At 72.8% G+C, this 17,157-nt stretch carries 16 protein-coding genes; 7 read left to right on the top strand and 9 right to left on the bottom strand.

Going from position 1 to position 17,157, the window contains the following annotated elements:
* Positions 1–108 precede the first annotated feature (108 nt).
* Entirely contained in the window at positions 109–987 is an 879-nt protein-coding gene (locus ACWEF6_RS32295; protein ID WP_449686389.1) for a LysR family transcriptional regulator, read from the bottom strand.
* Between the two features lie 70 nt (positions 988–1,057).
* On the opposite strand from ACWEF6_RS32295, the gene ACWEF6_RS32290 reads away from it, so the two are divergent.
* The gene (locus tag ACWEF6_RS32290) at positions 1,058–2,065 is read left to right on the top strand and encodes an SDR family oxidoreductase (protein WP_449686388.1); all 1,008 of its coding nucleotides are present in this window, start codon (positions 1,058–1,060) and stop codon (positions 2,063–2,065) included.
* A gap of 102 nt (positions 2,066–2,167) precedes the next feature.
* Here the strand turns inward: ACWEF6_RS32290 and ACWEF6_RS32285 are convergent, their stop codons facing one another.
* The 8 genes from ACWEF6_RS32285 to ACWEF6_RS32250 all read right to left on the bottom strand — a co-directional run bounded on the left by ACWEF6_RS32285 (position 2,168) and on the right by ACWEF6_RS32250 (position 11,030).
* Complete coding sequence (locus tag ACWEF6_RS32285) at positions 2,168–3,160, bottom strand: AraC family transcriptional regulator (protein WP_449686387.1); 993 nt, start codon at positions 3,158–3,160, stop codon at positions 2,168–2,170.
* 21 nt (positions 3,161–3,181) lie between these two features.
* On the bottom strand, positions 3,182–3,916 hold the full coding sequence (locus ACWEF6_RS32280; protein WP_449686386.1) for an SDR family oxidoreductase: 735 nt from the start codon (positions 3,914–3,916) through the stop codon (positions 3,182–3,184).
* A 58-nt stretch (positions 3,917–3,974) separates the two neighbouring features.
* Positions 3,975–5,882, bottom strand: coding sequence for a S8 family peptidase (locus ACWEF6_RS32275; protein WP_449686385.1), 1,908 nt, complete (start codon positions 5,880–5,882; stop codon positions 3,975–3,977).
* A gap of 136 nt (positions 5,883–6,018) precedes the next feature.
* A complete protein-coding gene (locus ACWEF6_RS32270; protein ID WP_449686384.1) occupies positions 6,019–6,915 on the bottom strand; it encodes an NADP-dependent oxidoreductase in 897 nt (298 codons plus the stop codon).
* Between the two features lie 296 nt (positions 6,916–7,211).
* A complete protein-coding gene (gene lpdA / locus ACWEF6_RS32265) occupies positions 7,212–8,603 on the bottom strand; it encodes a dihydrolipoyl dehydrogenase (protein WP_449686383.1) in 1,392 nt (463 codons plus the stop codon).
* Positions 8,604–8,890: 287 nt separating this feature from the next.
* A complete protein-coding gene (locus ACWEF6_RS32260; RefSeq protein ID WP_449686382.1) occupies positions 8,891–9,754 on the bottom strand; it encodes an alpha/beta fold hydrolase in 864 nt (287 codons plus the stop codon).
* A gap of 31 nt (positions 9,755–9,785) precedes the next feature.
* On the bottom strand, positions 9,786–10,556 hold the full coding sequence (locus ACWEF6_RS32255; RefSeq protein WP_449686381.1) for a lysophospholipid acyltransferase family protein: 771 nt from the start codon (positions 10,554–10,556) through the stop codon (positions 9,786–9,788).
* A 69-nt stretch (positions 10,557–10,625) separates the two neighbouring features.
* Positions 10,626–11,030, bottom strand: coding sequence for a nitroreductase family deazaflavin-dependent oxidoreductase (locus ACWEF6_RS32250; RefSeq protein WP_310971327.1), 405 nt, complete (start codon positions 11,028–11,030; stop codon positions 10,626–10,628).
* Between the two features lie 217 nt (positions 11,031–11,247).
* On the opposite strand from ACWEF6_RS32250, the gene ACWEF6_RS32245 reads away from it, so the two are divergent.
* From ACWEF6_RS32245 to ACWEF6_RS32220, 6 genes are all read left to right on the top strand, one after another.
* A complete protein-coding gene (locus ACWEF6_RS32245) occupies positions 11,248–12,288 on the top strand; it encodes a LacI family DNA-binding transcriptional regulator (protein ID WP_449686380.1) in 1,041 nt (346 codons plus the stop codon).
* A gap of 82 nt (positions 12,289–12,370) precedes the next feature.
* Positions 12,371–13,504, top strand: coding sequence for a dihydrodipicolinate synthase family protein (locus ACWEF6_RS32240; RefSeq protein ID WP_449686379.1), 1,134 nt, complete (start codon positions 12,371–12,373; stop codon positions 13,502–13,504).
* The gene (locus ACWEF6_RS32235) at positions 13,504–14,316 is read left to right on the top strand and encodes a sugar phosphate isomerase/epimerase family protein (protein ID WP_449686378.1); all 813 of its coding nucleotides are present in this window, start codon (positions 13,504–13,506) and stop codon (positions 14,314–14,316) included. Before ACWEF6_RS32240 ends, ACWEF6_RS32235 begins: the two co-directional genes overlap by 1 nt.
* Positions 14,317–14,367: 51 nt before the next feature.
* Positions 14,368–15,030: an IclR family transcriptional regulator gene (locus ACWEF6_RS32230; RefSeq protein WP_449686377.1), complete on the top strand. Its 663-nt coding sequence runs from the start codon at positions 14,368–14,370 to the stop codon at positions 15,028–15,030.
* Positions 15,031–15,077: 47 nt separating this feature from the next.
* Positions 15,078–15,788 carry a response regulator transcription factor gene (locus ACWEF6_RS32225; RefSeq protein WP_449686376.1) on the top strand — a complete coding sequence of 237 codons (711 nt, stop codon included), beginning with the start codon at positions 15,078–15,080 and terminating at the stop codon, positions 15,786–15,788.
* Between the two features lie 2 nt (positions 15,789–15,790).
* Complete coding sequence (locus tag ACWEF6_RS32220; RefSeq protein ID WP_449686375.1) at positions 15,791–17,086, top strand: sensor histidine kinase; 1,296 nt, start codon at positions 15,791–15,793, stop codon at positions 17,084–17,086.
* Positions 17,087–17,157: the final 71 nt, after the last annotated feature.

The raw sequence follows: 17,157 nt of genomic DNA, 5'->3' as shown, positions 1-17,157 counted from the left end.
GAACCGGCTGCCATCCTGCTCCCACTCGGGCGCGATCTTTCTCCCGTTGTGCGTCGAATGCCCGATTCGTAACCTTCGCTGGTCCGTTCAGAGTCATGAACCGGCGTTCTAGACCGTCGCGTGCGCGGCGAGCGTCTCGATGAACGCTGCGGTCAGCGGGTCCGGAGCCGCGCGGGTGTACGCCGTCAGCACCCGGCGGACCGGCACCGCCGGCCGCAGGACCCGGCCGTCGAAGCGGGCCGGCAGGACGTTCGCCGGCACCAGTGCCGGCCCCAGGCCCGCCGCCGCCAGGATCGGGGCCGCCGCCGTCTGCTCGGTGCGGACCGCCGCCCGGGGGCGGAAGCCCGCCGCCGCGCAGGCCGCGTCGACCAGTTCCGCCAGGCCGTTGCCCGGCGCGTAGTGCACCCAGGCGCAGCCGGAGAGGGTGGCCAGGTCGACGACCCCGGTGGCGTCCCCTTCCGTCGCGCCGTCCGCCGGCAGCACGACCACGAACTCCTCCACCCCCAGCTCCCGCATCGGGCCCGCCCAGTCGCCGGGGCGCGGGCCGAGCGCGACGTCGGCCTCGCCCGCGGCCATCGCCTCGCGCAGCTCGTCGGCGTGCCGGAACTCGATCAGCCGGACGTCGACCTCCGGCCGGTCGCGCCGCCACACCCGCAGCGCGGGCGGCAGCACGCCCAGGCTGACCGAATACACCGTCGCGACCTGCAGCTCGCCCGCCGTCGTCCCGGACGCGAGCCGGGCCGCGCAGCGCGCTCGTTCGGCGTCGGCCAGCGCCGCCCGCGCGTGCGGCAGCATCGCCCGGCCCATCGGCGTGAGCCGGACCGCCCGGGGCAGCCGCTCCAGCAGCGGCCCGCCGAGGCCGCGTTCCAGGGCCCGCATCTGGTGCGACAACGCCGGCTGCGTCACGTGCAGCTGCTCGGCGGCGCGGGTGAACGACCCCGTGTCGACCACCGTGACCAGGTACTCGAGCTGCCGCAGACTTGTCATGAACTCAGTTTATCGACTTGGTGACAACTAAGCTTTGGACTTATCGAATCCGTGAGCCGAGCGTGGAGGCATGGAACGCAAGACAGCTCTGGTCGCCGGAGCGAACGGGATCATCGGCCGCACGCTCACCGAGCACCTGCGCACGAACGGCTGGGACGTCACCGGCCTCTCCCGGCGCGGCGGCCCGGGCACGATCGCCGTCGACCTCCTCGACCCGGCCGACACCCGCGCGAAACTCGCCCCGCTGACCTCGGCCACGCACCTCTTCTACGCCGCCTACCAGGACAAACCGACGTGGGCGGAGCTGGTCCCGCCGAACCTGGCGATGCTGACGAACCTCGTCGACGCGGCCCCGCCCGGCCTGGAGCACGTCAGCCTGATGCAGGGCTACAAGGTCTACGGCGCGCACCTCGGGCCGTTCAAGACGCCGGCGCGCGAGACCGACGCCGGGCACATGCCGCCGGAGTTCAACGTCGACCAGCAGCAGTTCCTCGAGCGGCGGGCGGGGTCCTGGACGTGGTCGGCGATCCGGCCGTCGGTGGTCGGCGGCACGGCACTGGGCAACCCGATGAACCTGGCGCTGGTGATCGCGGTGTACGCGTCGATCTCGAAGGAACTCGGGCTGCCGCTGCGCTTCCCCGGCAAGCCCGGCGCGTACGACAGCCTGCTGGAGATGACCGACGCGGGCCTCCTGGCCTCGGCGACGGTCTGGGCGACCGGGCAGCAGGGCGCCTTCAACATCGCGAACGGCGACCTGTTCCGCTGGCGCGAGCTCTGGCCGAAACTGGCGGCCTACTTCGGCCTCGACGTCGCGCCGCCGCTGCGGATGTCCCTCGCGGACGTCATGGCGGACAAAGGTCCACTGTGGACCCGGATGGCGGCCGACCACGGGCTCTCGGCGTCCTATGGGGACGTTTCGGCGTCGTGGGCGTTCGGCGACTTCGTGTTCGGCTGGGACTACGACATGTTCGCCGACACGTCGAAGTCGCGCCGGGCGGGGTTCCACGAGTACGTGGAGACCGAGCAGATGTTCTTCCGCCTGTTCGACGAGTTCCGGAAGGCGCGGGTCATCCCCTAGCGCGGATCCGCAGTCGTCCATGCCGGCACGGACCCCCCGGACCATGCCGGCATGGACACCCCCCGGACGTCGTCCAGCGTACGGACGGCGCGTGAGCGCCCTCTATCCGTTTTCCGCCGAGTGGTCCGCGGATTCCGGATTGCCGGAACGGCCCGGGCCGGCGGTGCGCGACGGCAGTTGCCCGTACGCCTCGCGGTAGTACGCGGCGAACCGGCTGAGGTGCGTGAAGCCCCAGCGGGTCGCGACCTCGGCGACCGTCCCGGACGCCGAACCGTCCGCGATGCGCAGCAGGTCCTGGTGCACCCGGTCGAGCCGGACGCGCCGCAGGTAGGCCGCCGGGGTGGTGCCGAAGTCGAGGCGGAAGCGCTCCTGGAGGGTGCGCGGGCTGACCCGCGCCGCCGCGGCCATGTCCGCGACCGAGACCGGCTCGCCCGCGTGTTCTTCGCAGTACGTCATGGCCCGCCGCACGACCCGCGGCAGCGCCGGATGGGCGTAGGCGGGCAGGGCGGCGACGTGGTCGTGCGGCTGGATGTCCACCAGGCCGTGCACAAGGACCTGTTCGAAGTGCGCGGCCGCCAGTGGTGACCGGGCCGCCAGCGGCGACGCGGCGAACTCCGCGAAGGCCCGCGCGGTCGCCAGCCACGCGGCCACCGCCGGATCGCCGTCCGCGAGGGCGGGGGCGAAGCGCAGGGCGCCGGCGGGCGGTTCGCCGGTCTGCTCGGCGACGGCGTTGTCCACCGCGGCCTGCGGCAGGAACAGGATGAGGGTGTCCGACCCGGTCGGCAGGGACATGCCCAGGGTCATCCCGGGCCCGGCGATCGAGCACGACGCGGCGACCTCGCGGCCCGCCACCCGCACCGCACTCTCGCCGGCGAGCGGGAGGTGGACGTTGTAGAAGTCGGGCAGCTCGCCCGCCGCGACCTCGACCGGGCGGCCCCACCCCAGCTCGTAGAGCGCCAGCCCCTGCCGGTGCAGGCGCCGGAAGCGGCCGGGCGCGGGATCGCCCCGGCCGACGCGCAGGCAGTGGGGCGAGAACTCGCGGGTCACCACCTCGTCCAGCTCTTCGACGTCGTTCCCCTCGAACAGCAGCTGCATCGCGTTCCCCCCGGAAGGCAGCTAACCGCGGCCGATGAACGGCATGGTCGTCGCGGTGACGGTGAGGAACTGGACGTTGGCGTCGAGCGGCAGCCCGGCCATGTACCGCACGGCGTCGGCCACGTGCCGGACGTCGAAGGTCGGCTCGGCGAGGACCCGGCCGTCGGCCTGCGGGATGCCGGCGGCCATCCGCTCGGTCATCTCGGTGGCGGCGTTGCCGATGTCGATCTGCCCGCAGGCGACGTTCCAGGCCCGGCCGTCCAGCGAGATCGACCGGGTCAGCCCGGTGACGGCGTGCTTGGTCGCGGTGTAGGCGACGCTGGCGGGCCGCGGCACGTGGGCGGAGATCGAGCCGTTGTTGACGATCCGGCCGCCGCGGGGGTCCTGGTCCTTCATGACCAGCACGGCTTGCCGCGCGCAGAGGAACATCCCGGTGAGGTTGACGTCGACGGTCCGCTTCCAGTCCTGGACGGACAGGTCGGCCACGGTCCCGCCCGCGGAGATCCCGGCGTTGTTAAAGAGCAGGTCGAGCCGCCCCCACCGCTCCCGCACGGCGTGGAAGAGGGCTTCGACCTCGTGTTCGTCAGAAACATCGGTGGGTACGGCCAGGGCGTTTTCGAAACCCGCGGCGGTTTCCGCGAGAGCGTCGGCCCGCCGCCCGGCCAGCGCCACCCGGTAGCCGTCTTCGAGGAGGGCCCGCGCCACCGCCCGTCCGATCCCCGAACCGGCTCCGGTCACCACCGCGGTCTTCGCCATGCCCCGACCCTAACGAAAAGGGCCCGGCGCGTGCCGGGCCCTCTTCGCGGAACATCCGTTACTTCGCCGCCACGCCCAGCGCGGCCAGGGCCGGGCCGGCCATGATCACGCCGTTGCCGGTCACCGTGTCGAAGCCCGGCGTGCCCAGGTCGATCGCCGAGGACACCAGGGCCGTGCGGATCTGGGCCGGGGTCGCCGTCGGCTTGCCCGACAGCAGCAGGGCCGCGATGGCCGCCGCGTGCGGGGCCGCCGCCGAGGTCCCGAAGAACGGCTGGAAGCCCGTCACCGAGGTGGCGACGCCGTCGGCCGCGGTGATGTCCGGCTTGTTGCGGACCGTGCCGCCGGTCGAGGAGACGTTGCCCGGGGTGATGGCCGTGCCGTCGGCGTTGTAGAACAGCCGGCGCTTGCCGTCGGAGGAGAAGCGCTCCCACTTGCTCGACGCCGTGTAGAGGCCGGGGTACGGACCCGCCGGGTTGGCCGGGTCGCCGGTCTCCAGCGGACGGGTGAACGCGCCCGCCGCCGGGGCCGCCGCCACGCTGAACGCGTTGACCGCGGCCGAGTGGCCGTTCGTGACACCGTTGGTGCTGAACGCCTTGAGCGAGCCCGAAGCCACGAACCGGCCGCGGATCACGTTCAGCGCGAGGAAGCGGTCGGCGCCGCTGTACTTGACCACCGCGACCTTGTAGCCGGAGCCGGTGGTGGGCACGCTCGCGATCTCGTACGGGTTCTGCGAACCGGACTGCGCGTTCTCGCTGGAGGCCACGACGCTGCCGGACGAGTTCAGGATGAACAGGTCGTAGTCGTTGGCGGACTTGCCCCACGGGTCGGACCAGAACAGCGTCACCGGCTTGCCGAGCGAGCCCGCCGAAAGCGCGTCGAAGTTCTGCGTGGTGCTGCTCGGGTCGAAGTCGTGCGGGGTGCCGGTGACGCCGCTGATCTTCGACGACGAGGCGCGGAAGTCACCCTCGTAGTAGCCGCTGGTGCCGTCGGTCGCGTTGCCCGAGTTGCCGGCCGAGGAGAAGTACAGCACGCCCGCCGCGGTCACGTCGTTGACGGCCTGCGCGACCTGCGTGTCCTGGAACGGCGATTCGTCGAAGTAGGAGACGTCGTCGACGATGACCTTGCAGTTGCCGGTGGTGCGCAGCGCGCGGATGTTCGCGGCGAAGCTGGCTTCGCTGGTGAACGCGGTCGCGAAGCCGAGGGTCGCGTTCGGCGCGAGGTCGTGGATGATCTCGAGCATCGCGGTGCCCTCGTCGCCGCTGCCCTTCTGGCCGGACAGGACGTCCACCGCGGGCAGCTCGCCGGCCGCCTGCGACTTCGCCAGGGAGTCGACGCCGTCGGACAGCACGCAGACCTTCACGCCGGAGCCGCTGACGCCGTAGGTGGTGCGGGCGGTGTCGGCGCCGTGCGCTTTGTCCCCTTCGGACACCTGCGTCGCCGCGGCGGCGGCCTGCGCGGACGCGGCCTTGCGGAAGTCGCGGTTGCCGGGCTCGCTCCAGGTGGTGGCCTGCGCGGCGGGCTTGACCTCGGTGACGTCGGCCCGGCCGGCGATCGCGTCCAGGGCGGACAGCGGCAGGTCGGCGCGGACGGCACCGTCCGGCGCGGCGTAGCGCACGGTGCCGCCCGCCGCCTTGATGGCGTTCGCGACGGTCTGGCCCTGCGCGGCGATGTCGACCGAGACGGTGCCGGTGTTGCTGACGCCGACGCCGGAGCGGTATTCGGGCAGCTTCGCGGCCAGCGACCGGTCGGCCCGCAACCGCTTCTCGACGACGAGTTGGCTCGATTGCTTGCGCTCGGCGGAGCTCAGGCTCTTCTTGATGCTCTGCAGCGCGTTGATGCCCGCTTCGGTGCGCGCGGCCGCAGCGTCCACGGTGGACGGCTGCGCCGCCGAGACCCCCGTCGTCAGCAGCAGCGCGCCGACCGTCAGCGGAACCGCGTGCGCGGCGACCCGGCTGAATCTCACCATCGATGTCTCCCTGTGGTACTCGGCCACTCGACCGAATGACACCCGACCGGGTGTAATGGGGAGAATCTAAGGAGTGACCGAGCCGGATTCCAGCGACCAAAGTCGGGAACGCCTTCGCGTCCACATACTGGAACGATCAGGGAAATGTGAGAACTATTTTTCCCCGGCCGTGCCCGGTTTCGATTTCCCGGTGCGCGGCGACGGCCTCGGTGTACGGGTAGGCCCGGCGCACGAGGAAGCGCAAGTCGCCCTTGGCGTAGAGGGCGGCCAGCTCGGCGAGCCGCGCGGCCGAGCGTCCGGACTTCGATACGAGCACCCCGAGCCCGGCGGCCCGGTCGTGGTCGACGAGGGTGAGGATCCGGTTCCGCGCTCTCACCAGTTCGAGTGAGACGTCCAGCGCCGCTCCGCCGGCCCCGTCGAGCACGACGTCGACACCTTGCGGCGCGGCGGCCAGGATGCGCTCCTTCAGCCCTTCGCCGTAGACGACGGGGGTTGCGCCCAGCTCACGCAGGTAGTCCTGGTTGGCCTCGCTCGCGGTGCCGACCACCCGGGCGCCCCGCAGCTTGGCGAGCTGCACGGCGACGGTGCCGACCGAGCCGGCGGCGCCGTGGATCAGCAGTGTTTCCCCTTCGCGCAGGTCCAGCGTTTCCAGCGCGATGGACGCGGTCTGCGCCCCGGCGGTGAACCCGCCGGCGACCTCCCACGGCATTTCCGGCGGCTTCGGCGTGACATCGGTGGCGGGAACGACGACGTACTCGGCGGCGGCCTGCACGGCGGTGAAGCCGAGAACTTCGGTACCGGCACCGAGGTCGCCCTCGTCGACGACGCCGGCGAACTCGTTCCCGGGCACCCGCGGCCAGCCGAGCACGAGGTGCGGCGGCTCCCACCCGGCCCGAACGGCGGCATCGAACGGCTGCACCCCGGCGGCCTTGACCCGCACCCGCACCTCCCCCGGCCCGGCGTGGGGCTCCGGAAGATCGAGGACGCGGAGCACTTCGGGCCCGCCGAATTCGGTGAACGCTACGGCTTTCATGGCCCCAGTCTCGAACTTCGAGCGCACTGGAGGTCAAGCACGAGGCGGAAATCGTCGGTGCCCTGCCGTACCGTCCGCGGCATCGGCGTGCGATGAGTAACCGTCCAAAATGGACGCATAGCAACCTCGGTACGCCGAGGACGCGCACCAGTGCGGTCAAGGCGAGCGCCTGGTCCGGCGTGGCACGGCGGATTTCGATTTCTGCCACGTGCGGATGGGCGCGCGGCGCACCGGCACGATCCCCGCCAACCCACCGAAGGTCGGCTGGGACCGGCCGGAGCTCCGCTTCGACGTCCCTACATGTTGATCATGTGGCCCGCGAGGCCGTGGATCGCTTCCTTGACCGCCTCGCCCAGCGTCGGGTGGGCGTGGACGTTGCGGGAAACCTCGTGCACCGTCAGGTCCCACTGCTGGGCCAGCGTCAGCTCCGGCAGCAGCTCCGTCACGTCCGGGCCGATCAGGTGGCCGCCGATCAGCTCGCCGTACTTCGCGTCGCTGATCAGCTTCACGAAACCGGCCGCGTCGCCGAGGCCGTGGGCCTTGCCGTTGGCCGTGAACGGGAACTTCGCCACCTGGACGTCGAAGCCCTTCTCGCGGGCCTGTTCCTCCGTCCAGCCGAAGCTGGCGATCTGGGGCTGGCAGTACGTCGCGCGCGGGATCATCGGGAAGTCGAGCTCCATCGTCTCGGCGCCCGCGATCGTCTCCGCCGCCACCACGCCCATCGACTCCGACGCGTGCGCCAGCATCAGCTTCGCCGTCACGTCGCCGATCGCGAAGATGTGCTCGACGTTCGTGCGGCCGCGGCCGTCCACCGCGATCGCGCCGCGGTCGGTCAGGGCGACGCCCGTCTTCTCCAGGCCGTAGCCCTCGACGCGCGGCTGGAAGCCGATCGCCTGCAGGACCTTGTCGGCCTCGAGGACCTGCTCGCCGTTCTTCTCCGAGGACACCGTCACGCGCACGGACGAGCCCGAGTCGTCGATCGACTCCACGCGGGTCGACGTCAGCACCTTGATGCCGAGCTTGCGGTACCGGCGCGCCAGCTCCGCCGACACCTCGGCGTCCTCCAGGGGCACCATCCGGTCGAGGAATTCGACGATCGTGACGTCGACGCCGTAGTTGTGCAGCACGTAGGCGAACTCGACACCGATCGCGCCCGCGCCGGCGATGACGATGCTCGACGGCAGCTCGCTCGTCAGGATCTGCTCTTCGTAGGTCACCACGCGCTCACTGCGCGAAGTCCCCGGCAGCAGCCGGGTGGTCGCGCCGGTCGCGATGACGCAGTGATCGAACGTGATCCGCGAGCCGTTGACCTCGATGGTGTGGTCGTCGACGAACGTGCCGTGGCCGTCGAACTCGGTGATCTTGTTCTTCTTCATCAGGAAGTGCACGCCCTTGACGCGCCCCTCGGCGACCTTCCGGCTCCGCTCGTACGCGGCCGTGTAGTCGACCTTGATCGGGCTGTCGGAGGAGATGCCGAACGCCTTCGCCTCCTGCGTGACGACGTGCGCCAGCTCGGCGTTGCGCAGCAGCGCCTTCGACGGGATGCACCCGACGTTCAGGCAGACGCCACCCCAGTACTTCTCCTCGACCACCGCGGCGCTCAGCCCCAGCTGGGACGCGCGGATCGCCGCGACGTAGCCGCCCACCCCGGCCCCCAGCACGACGACATCAAAGTGTTGTGCACTCATGCCTCGAAGCTACCCTTCCGGGCCGCGTCGGGCGGGGTGACCCGGACCTCACACGGCGCCCGGCCCGCACCTCTGGCGGCGCCCCCAGCCCGCACGTCTGGCGACGCTCCGGTCCGGACCTCACACGGCGCCCCGCCCCGCACCTCTTGCGGCGCCCCAGCCCGCACCTCACACGGCGCCCGGCCCGCACCTCTCGCGGCGCCCCCAGCCCGCACGTCTGGCGACGCTCCGGTCCGGACCTCACACGACGCCCCGCCCCGCACCTCACACGGCGCCCGCCCCGCACCTCACGCGGCGACGAGCTCGCGCAGGGCGGCGACCACCTCCTCCGGCCGTTCCTCGGGCAGGAAGTGCCCGCAATCCAGCTCGTGGGTCCGCAGGTCGGGCGCCCACGAGCCCCACACCGCCGCGGGGTCGAACGGCAGCTCGCCCACTGGCCGCTGCCACAGCGCGGCCACCGGCATCGCCAGCCGCCGCCCGGCGGCGCGATCGGCCGCGTCGTGCTCCGCGTCCACCGTCGCGCTGGCCCGGTAGTCCGCGCACACCGCCGCGATCGCCTCCGGCGTCGAGGCCGCCTCGAGGTACGCCGCCCGGACCTCCGGCGGGATCGCCGCGGGGTCGCGCACCCAGACGTCGAGGAAGTGCCCGAAGAACACCGACGGCGCCGCGCCCAGCATCCGCTCCGGCAGCGGCGGCGGGTGCGCGAGCAGGAAGAGGTGGAACGCGAACACGCCGCCGGTGCCCGTCAGCGACTCCCACAGGTCCACGGCCGGGAGCACGTCGAGCACCGCCAGGTGACCGACCGCCGACGGGTGGTCGAGCGCCGCCCGGAACGCCACCAGCGCACCCCGGTCGTGGCCGGCCAGCGCGAACCGCTCGTGCCCGAGCGCACGGGCCAGCTCGACGACGTCCGCCGCCAGGCGCCGCTTCGAGTAGTCGCCCGGTGGCTTGTCGCTGCCGCCGTAGCCGCGCAGGTCGGGGCAGATCACCCGGTGGTCGCGCGCCAGCGGCACCGCCACCTCGCGCCAGGCGAGGTGGGTTTGCGGGAAGCCGTGCAGCAGCACCACGGGTGGCCCGGCGCCGCCCTGCGCGACGCCGAGGTGCACATCCCCGACGGGGATCCGCTCGTAGGAGAACCCGGAAATCGTCATGCCGGCAGGCTCTCACCCACCACCGACAAAATCAGGCAGCCAGCGGCGGCCGCTTCCCCCGAAGGGAGGACAGCAGTTCGGTGATCGCAGCCATGATCCGGGCCGTGGCCTCCTCCAGCACCTCGCGCGTCAGCTCCCGCCCGACGAGGTCGGAGAGGTCGACCGGCGGCCCGGCGAGCAGCTCCACGGTCTTGCGCGGCAGCACCCGCGGGAACTTCGCCGTCGACGGCAGCAGGTGGTGGGTCCCCCAGTTGGCCACCGGGATCACCGGGGCCCCGGTCTCCAGCGCCGCCCGCACGACGCCGGTCTTGCCGCGCATCGGCCAGCCGTCCGGGTCGTTCGAGAACGTGCCTTCCGGGAAGATCGCGACGCATTCGCCCGCCCGCACCGACGCCACGAGGTCGCGGTAGGCCTCCGCGGCCGTCGCCGCGCCGCGGTAGACCGGGATGTGGCGGCCCGAGCGCATCACGCGGCCGACCACCGGCACCTTCCACAGCGACGCCTTCGCCAGGTAGCGCGGCACGCGGCCGGCGGCGAGGCAGAACGCCGTGAGCGTCGTCGGGTCGGCGAACGACAGGTGGTTGGACGCCACCAGCACGCCGCCGGTCTTGGGAAGGTGGCGCGAGCCCCGCACGCGGAACCGGGTGGACTGGACCAGGAACTGCCAGACCACCTCGATGGCGAAGCTGTACCAGGCGCCACGGCCGGCGCGGGCGAAGCGCCGGCCGTAGGCGATCATCTGGCGTCGGGTGAGCAGTTCACCCTCGAGGTCCAGGGCGGTCCAGCGGTCCATGAGTGTCATTCGTAGCCCACGACCGGCCGGATCGGCCCCCGCCCGCGCCGAACGCGGCGCAGATCACAGCGAAAACTTTCAGAGCCGCTCGAGCACCACGACGGGGATCTCACGGTCGGTCTTCTTGGCGTACTCGTTGTAGTCCGGCCAGACGGCGGCCAGCTTGTCCCACAGCTTCGCGCGCTCTTCGCCGGACGTGGTGCGGGCGCGGGCCTTGAACTTGTCCGCCTTGATCTGGACGCCGACCTCGGGGTGCTCGACGAGGTTGAAGTACCAGCCGGGGTGGTTCGGCGCGCCGCCCTTGGAGGCCACGATCACCGCGTTCCCGTCGACTTCCTGGTAGATCAGGGCGAACTTGCGCTCCTGCCCGGTCTTGCGGCCGGTGGTGGTCAAGACCAGTGTCGGGACGCCTTCCTTCCACTCGTGGCCGACCTCGCCATCGGTCTCCTCGTAGCGGCGGACGTGCTCGTCACCGAACAACATGCGGTGCTTCCTTTCGTGGACGTCGGCAGTGGCGGGCTCACCACTTGAAGGTTCTCCTTGTTTGCAACACACGCAAAGCGCGCGATCTTCCCGCCGGTTTTCACTCGTTCGGGGGAGGTCCCCCGAGCAGCGGCTTCTCCCGGCACACCCCCCTCCCAGTAGATTGCACCGACCGAGCACGCCGAGACACTCGAGACCGATCTTGGAGGAGCCAGCCATGAAGGCCCGGCCGCACGTGACACTCGAAGACGTGGCACGCAGCGCGAACGTCTCGCTCGCGACGGCGTCGCGGGTGCTCAACGGCACCGCGTCCGTCCGCGCCGACCTGCGGGAGCGGGTGTCCGCCGCCGCGGCCGAACTGGCCTACGCCCCCAACGCGCACGCCCAGGCCCTCGCCGGCGGCACACACCGCACGGTCGGCGTGATCTGCCACGACGTCAGCGACCCGTACTTCGCGGCCATCGCGGGCGGGGTGATGCGGGTGGCGACCGACAACGGGCTGCTCGTCATGCTGGCCGGCACGTTCCGCGACCCGGACCGCGAAGTCGCCTACGTCTCGACGCTGCGGGCGCAGCGGGCCGCGGCCATCCTGCTCATCGGCTCGGCGTTCGAAGACCGGGCGTGGGAACGCGCGATGGCCGCCGAACTGGAGCCCTACCGGCGCGGCGGCGGCCAGGTCGCGGCGGTCAGCAGGCACCGCGGCCTCAAGATCGACACCGTGCAGCCGGACAACAAGGGCGGCGCCGCGGCGCTGGCGAAGGAGCTGGCCGGCCTCGGCCACAAGCGGTTCGCCGTGCTGGCCGGGCCGCGGCGGCTGAGCACCGTGATCGACCGGCTGGCCGGGTTCTCCGGCGAGCTCGCCGCGCACGGCATCGAGCTGCGCGAAGAGGACGTCGTCGAGGCCGCGTTCAGCCGCGACGGCGGCTACGAGGCGACGAAACGGCTGCTCGCCGGCCGCAAGCGCAAGCTGCCGACCTGCCTGTTCGCCGTCACCGACGTGATGGCCATCGGCGCGCTGACGGCGTTGCGCGAGGAAGGCCTGTCGGTGCCCGGCGACATCTCGGTGGCCGGGTTCGACGACATCCCGGTGGTCCGCGACCTCGCCCCGGCGCTGACCACCGTGCGGCTGCCGCTGGAGGAACTCGGCGAACGCGCGATGGACCTGGCGATCAAGGGTTCCGCGGGTGCCCGGCCGCGGACGGTCCGGCTGTCCGGCGAAGTCGTCCTGCGCGAAAGCACCGGCCGCCCCAAGCGGTGACCCCACCGGGCCTTGCCGCGGGCGCGGCACAGGCCCTACCGTGGGTTGAGAAAGCGCTTTCTGACCCTTCCGGAGGTCTTCGATGCTCGTGCTCCCGGCCCCCGGCGGCGAGCTGCTGAACTGGTCGCCGTCCGGGCCACGGCCCCCCGCGCCCCCGAAGACTCCGCCGGCCTCGCGCACCGCCTACGCCGCCGCGCACGTCGTCGCGGACGCGCGGGCCGACGAGCCGTACGCCGTGGACTGGGACACGACACTGGCCTTCCGCGAGCACCTCTGGTCATCCGGGCTCGGCGTCGCGGAAGCGATGGACACCGCCCAGCGCGGCATGGGCCTCGACTGGGCGACGACGCGGGAGCTGGTGACCCGCACCGGCGCGGTCGCGGCCGGGCGGCGCTGGTGCGCCGGGGTCGGCACCGACCAGCTGCCGCCGGGACCGGCCACCGTCGCGTCCATTGTGGACGCCTGGCGCGAGCAGCTCGCCCTGGTCGCCGGCGCGGGCGCGGTCCCGGTCGTGATGGCCAGCCGCGCGCTGGCCGCGGCGGCCACGGGCCCGGACGACTACCACGCGGCGTACGGGAAACTGCTGTCCGAAGCGGGCGGCCCGGTGCTGCTGCACTGGCTCGGCGAGCAGTTCGACCCGGCGCTGGCCGGCTATTGGGGTCACGCCGACGTCCGCGCCGCTGCCCGCGAGCTGGCGGCGCTCTGCACCGAGCACGCGAACGCGATCGCCGGGGTCAAGGTGTCGGTGCTCGACGCCGAGGTCGAGGTCGAGTTCCGCCGGGCGCTCCCGGACGGCGTCGCCTGCTACACCGGCGACGACTTCAACTACCCGTCGTTGATCGCCGGGGACGCCGAAGGCCACAGCGAAGCCCTGCTCGGCATCTTCGACCCGCTCGCCCCGGTCGCCACGGCGGCGCTGGCCCGCCTCGACGCCGGCGACCAGGCCGGGTTCCGCGCGCTGCTCGACCCCACCGTGCCGCTGTCGCGCGAGATCTTCCGCGCGCCGACCCGGCACTACAAGACCGGTGTCGTGTTCCTGGCCCACCTCAACGGCCACCAGGACCACTTCCGGATGATCGCCGGCCAGGAGTCCGCCCGCACGATCACCCACCTGGCGACGCTGCTGCGGCTGGCCGACGAGGCGGGTGTGCTGGCCGACCCCGACCTGGCCGAGGTCCGGATGCGGCCGATCCTGCAGGTGGCGGGGGTCGTGTGATGGACCCCCGGCTGAGCCTCAACCAGATCACCACGAAGTCCTGGTCGCTGCCCGAGGCGGTGGCCGGCTGCGCCGACGCGGGCGTCGGCTGGATCGGGCTGTGGCGCGACAAGGTCGCCGAAACCGGCGCCGACGAGGCCGCGCGGCTGCTCGAGGAGCACGGTGTGCGGGTGTCGTCGTTGTGCCGCGGTGGGTTCTTCACCGGCGTGACACCGGACGGGTCCCCTGTGGACGGTGTGGCGCAGACCCGGGAGGCGATCGACGAAGCCGCCACGCTCGGCGCCGACGTGCTGGTGCTGGTGGTGGGCGGAATCGCGGGCAACGACCTGGCCGCGTCCCGGCAGCGCGTCGCCGACGCGGTGGGCGAGCTGGCGCCGTACGCCGGCGAGCGCGGGGTCCGGCTGGGCCTGGAGCCGCTGCACCCGATGCAGTGCGCGGACCGGTCGGTGCTGTCCACTGTGGACCAGGCGCTGGCGGTCGCGCTCGAGCACCCGGCCGAGCAGGTCGGGGTGATCGTGGACGAGTTCCACGTGTGGTGGGACCCCCGGATCGAGGAGTCGATCGCCGCGGCCGCCGGGCGCATCGCCGGGTTCCACGTGTGCGACGTCCTGGTGCCGCTCCCGGACCCGCTGCTCGGCCGGGCGCTGCCCGGCGACGGCCCGATCGACCACCGCCACCTGCGCACGGCCGTCGAGGCGGCGGGGTACGCCGGGCCGATCGAGGTCGAGGTGTTCAACGCGGACCTCTGGGCCCGGCCGGGGGCGGAGGTGCTCGCGGAGACCGTTGCGGCGTTCGAGCGATACGTGGGCTGACCCGGTCCGCCTGGCGGTACTCTGGGTCCATCAGGCGGACGGGGGTCGCTCATGAAGGCAGACGACGACGGTTCGGTGCGGAGCGTGCTTCGCGCGTTCGACCTGCTCGCCCTCTTCACGGAACACCGCCGGGTCTGGGCGGTCAAGGACCTCACCGCGGCCAGCGGGCTGGCGAAGACGACCGTGCTGCGGCTGGTCGCCACCTGCGAGCAGCGCGGCCTGCTGTGGACGCGGCCGGACGGGCGGATCACCGTCGGGCCCGGGATGCTGCGGTGGGCGCAGCTGGCGAACACGGCGTGGCAGCTGCCCGAGCCGGTCCGCCAGGTGCTGCGGGAGCTGGCCCGGGAATGCCGCGAAACCGTGAACCTCTACGTCCGCAGCACCTCCGTGCTGGTCTGCGTGGCACAGCAGGAGGGGCCGCTGGCGATCCGGCACGTCGGCCGCGTCGGGGACGAGCTGCCGCTCGGATCCGGGGCCGCCGGGCGGGTCCTCGACGGCACCGAGGGAGCTGCGGTCAGCCACGGTGAGCCGGAGGCGGGCGCGTCCAGCGTTGCCGCGCCGGTGCACGACGGCGACGGGCGGCTGCTGGCCGCGCTCGCGATCACCGGGCCCAGCAGCCGGTTCGGGCCCGGCGAAGTCGCTGCGTTCACCGAAGCCCTGGCCGCCGCTTCGGTGCGGATATCGCAGATCGGCCTCGCCACGCGGGCGGAATAGGCCACAGCCGGACGGAATCCGGCGCGTCGTTGGTTAGGCTTCCCGGCATGCCGAACCTGCTGGTGGTGGAAGACGACGCCGCGATCGGCAGCGTGCTCGAATCGACCCTCCGGCTGCACGGTCACCAGGTGTGCTGGTGCCGCGACGGGCGGAGCGCCCTGCAGGCCGCCGAGTCCGGCGACTTCGACCTCGTGCTGCTCGACCTCGGCCTGCCCGACCTCGACGGCGTCGAAGTCTGCCGCCGGCTGCGGGCCGCGCTGCCGGCCGCGGTGCTCGTCATCCTCACCGCGCGGCAGGAGGAGATGGACGTCGTCGTCGGCCTCGACGCCGGGGCGGATGACTACCTCACCAAGCCGATCCGGCTGGGCGAGCTGCTGGCCAGGGTGCGGGCGCACCTGCGGCGCGGCGCGCCGGCCGGGGCCCGGCCGCCGGTGATCGTCGGCGGGCTGACCGTCGACATCGCCGGCCGCCGCGCCACCCTGGGCGGGCGCGAGGTGGTGCTGCGCGCCAAGGAGTTCGACCTGCTGGCCCGGCTCGCCGAGCAACCCGGCGTCGCGGTCAGCCGCGAGACGCTGATGGCCGAGGTCTGGGACGCGCACTGGTACGGCTCGACGAAGACGCTGGACGTGCACATCGCGGCGGTGCGCCGCAAGCTGTCGGCAGCCGCCGGGCCCGAGGACGAGGTGCCGCGGATCGCCACCCTGCGCGGGCACGGCTACCGGCTGGAAGACCCGGCCCGGACCGCCGCCGAGGGGTAGCCGTGCGCCGCCGGATCACCTCGCTGACGGTGCTGGCCGCACTCGTCGCCACCCTGCTGTTCGCGTTGCCGCTGGGCTTCGCGGTGTGGCAGTACTACCACGACGACGCGAAGGGTGACCTGGAGCGGGCGGCGGACGCCGCCGCACTCTCCGTGTCCCACGAGCTGAACGCCGGCCTGCCGCCCGTGGTGCCGCGAGCCGAGGACGAGGACGAAGCCGAAGCCGACGTCGCGGTCTACAGCCCGGACGGGCGGCTCCTCGCCGGGCACGGGCCCGCCGTCGCCGGCGCGGTCGAGCGGCAGGCCGCCAAGGCCACGGCGGACGTCGTCATCGGCCGCGAGGACGACGAAATGGCGCTGGCGGTGCCGGTGGTCAGCGGCTCCCGGGTGACGGGCGTGGTCCGCGCCGCGCGGCCGCTGTCCCAGCTGCGGCTGCAGATCATCCTGACCTGGGTCGGCATGACCGGGCTCGCGGTCGTGACGACCGGGGTCAGCTGGCTGCTGGCCCGGCGGTTCACGAGGCGGCTCGTCCGGCCCCTGGAGGAGCTCGCCGTCACGGCCGAGCGGCTCGGCGACGGCGACTTCACGGCCCGGTCGCCGCGCGCGGGCATCCCCGAGATCGACCAGGTCGGCGAGACGCTGGACACCACCGCGGCCCGGATCGGCGAGACCCTGGAGCGCGAGCGCGCGTTCTCCGCGGAGGCGTCCCACCAGCTGCGCACGCCGCTGACCGGGCTGCGCCTGCAGCTCGAAGCCGCGCTGGAGACACCGGCGGCGGACCCGTACGCGGCCATCCGCGCCGGCATCGCGTCCGCCGACCGGCTGGAACGCACCATCGAGGACCTCCTGGCGCTGGGCCGCGAACGCCGGGCACCGCGGGCCGAGCTGGACCTCGGCGCGCTTCTCGAGGAAGTCCGGCAGACGGGCGAAGCGCTGCTCGGGCCGCAGGGGCGGGAGCTGCGGATCAGCCGTCAAGATCCCCCGGCGGCCCGCGTGGCGGCCGCGGCGGTCCGGCAGGTGCTCGGCGTCCTGCTGGACAACGCCGTGACGCACGGCCGCGGCACGGTCACGGTCCTGGCCCGCGACGCCGGGGACGCGCTGGCGATCGACGTCACCGACGAAGGCCCGGACCTGGGCGAAACGGACCCGTTCGCGACGACGCCCAGCGGCCACGGCATCGGCCTCCGCCTGGCCCGCAGCCTCGCCGAAGCCGAGGGCGGCCGCCTCCGCCTCAGCCGCCCCGCCCCACCCACGTTCACCCTCCTCCTCCCCGCCGCCCCACCCACCGACCCGGAGTGACAGGCCACGGTTCAGGTGGTCTGCCGCGGCTGGTCGTGAGTGGTAAGGAGGGTTCTAACCCTCCTTACCAC

It is taken from the genome of Amycolatopsis sp. NPDC004772, assembly GCF_053601215.1.
The sequence above is the reverse complement of the archived record's forward strand: the minus strand, read 5'-3'. Positions and strand labels throughout refer to the sequence as shown.

Excerpts from the sequence above, each read along its gene's own strand:
- ACWEF6_RS32250 (WP_310971327.1), bottom strand. The coding sequence starts at position 11,030 with ATGTTGTTCGGTGACGAGCACGTCCGCCGCTACGAGGAGACCGATGGC.
- ACWEF6_RS32235 (WP_449686378.1), top strand. The coding sequence starts at position 13,504 with ATGGACCCCCGGCTGAGCCTCAACCAGATCACCACGAAGTCCTGGTCG.
- ACWEF6_RS32270 (WP_449686384.1), bottom strand. The coding sequence starts at position 6,915 with ATGAAAGCCGTAGCGTTCACCGAATTCGGCGGGCCCGAAGTGCTCCGC.
- ACWEF6_RS32240 (WP_449686379.1), top strand. The coding sequence starts at position 12,371 with ATGCTCGTGCTCCCGGCCCCCGGCGGCGAGCTGCTGAACTGGTCGCCG.
- ACWEF6_RS32280 (WP_449686386.1), bottom strand. The coding sequence starts at position 3,916 with ATGGCGAAGACCGCGGTGGTGACCGGAGCCGGTTCGGGGATCGGACGG.
- ACWEF6_RS32255 (WP_449686381.1), bottom strand. The coding sequence starts at position 10,556 with ATGACACTCATGGACCGCTGGACCGCCCTGGACCTCGAGGGTGAACTG.
- ACWEF6_RS32225 (WP_449686376.1), top strand. The coding sequence starts at position 15,078 with ATGCCGAACCTGCTGGTGGTGGAAGACGACGCCGCGATCGGCAGCGTG.
- ACWEF6_RS32245 (WP_449686380.1), top strand. The coding sequence starts at position 11,248 with ATGAAGGCCCGGCCGCACGTGACACTCGAAGACGTGGCACGCAGCGCG.
- lpdA (WP_449686383.1), bottom strand. The coding sequence starts at position 8,603 with ATGAGTGCACAACACTTTGATGTCGTCGTGCTGGGGGCCGGGGTGGGC.
- ACWEF6_RS32285 (WP_449686387.1), bottom strand. The coding sequence starts at position 3,160 with ATGCAGCTGCTGTTCGAGGGGAACGACGTCGAAGAGCTGGACGAGGTG.
- ACWEF6_RS32275 (WP_449686385.1), bottom strand. The coding sequence starts at position 5,882 with ATGGTGAGATTCAGCCGGGTCGCCGCGCACGCGGTTCCGCTGACGGTC.
- ACWEF6_RS32295 (WP_449686389.1), bottom strand. The coding sequence starts at position 987 with ATGACAAGTCTGCGGCAGCTCGAGTACCTGGTCACGGTGGTCGACACG.
- ACWEF6_RS32230 (WP_449686377.1), top strand. The coding sequence starts at position 14,368 with ATGAAGGCAGACGACGACGGTTCGGTGCGGAGCGTGCTTCGCGCGTTC.
- ACWEF6_RS32260 (WP_449686382.1), bottom strand. The coding sequence starts at position 9,754 with ATGACGATTTCCGGGTTCTCCTACGAGCGGATCCCCGTCGGGGATGTG.
- ACWEF6_RS32290 (WP_449686388.1), top strand. The coding sequence starts at position 1,058 with ATGGAACGCAAGACAGCTCTGGTCGCCGGAGCGAACGGGATCATCGGC.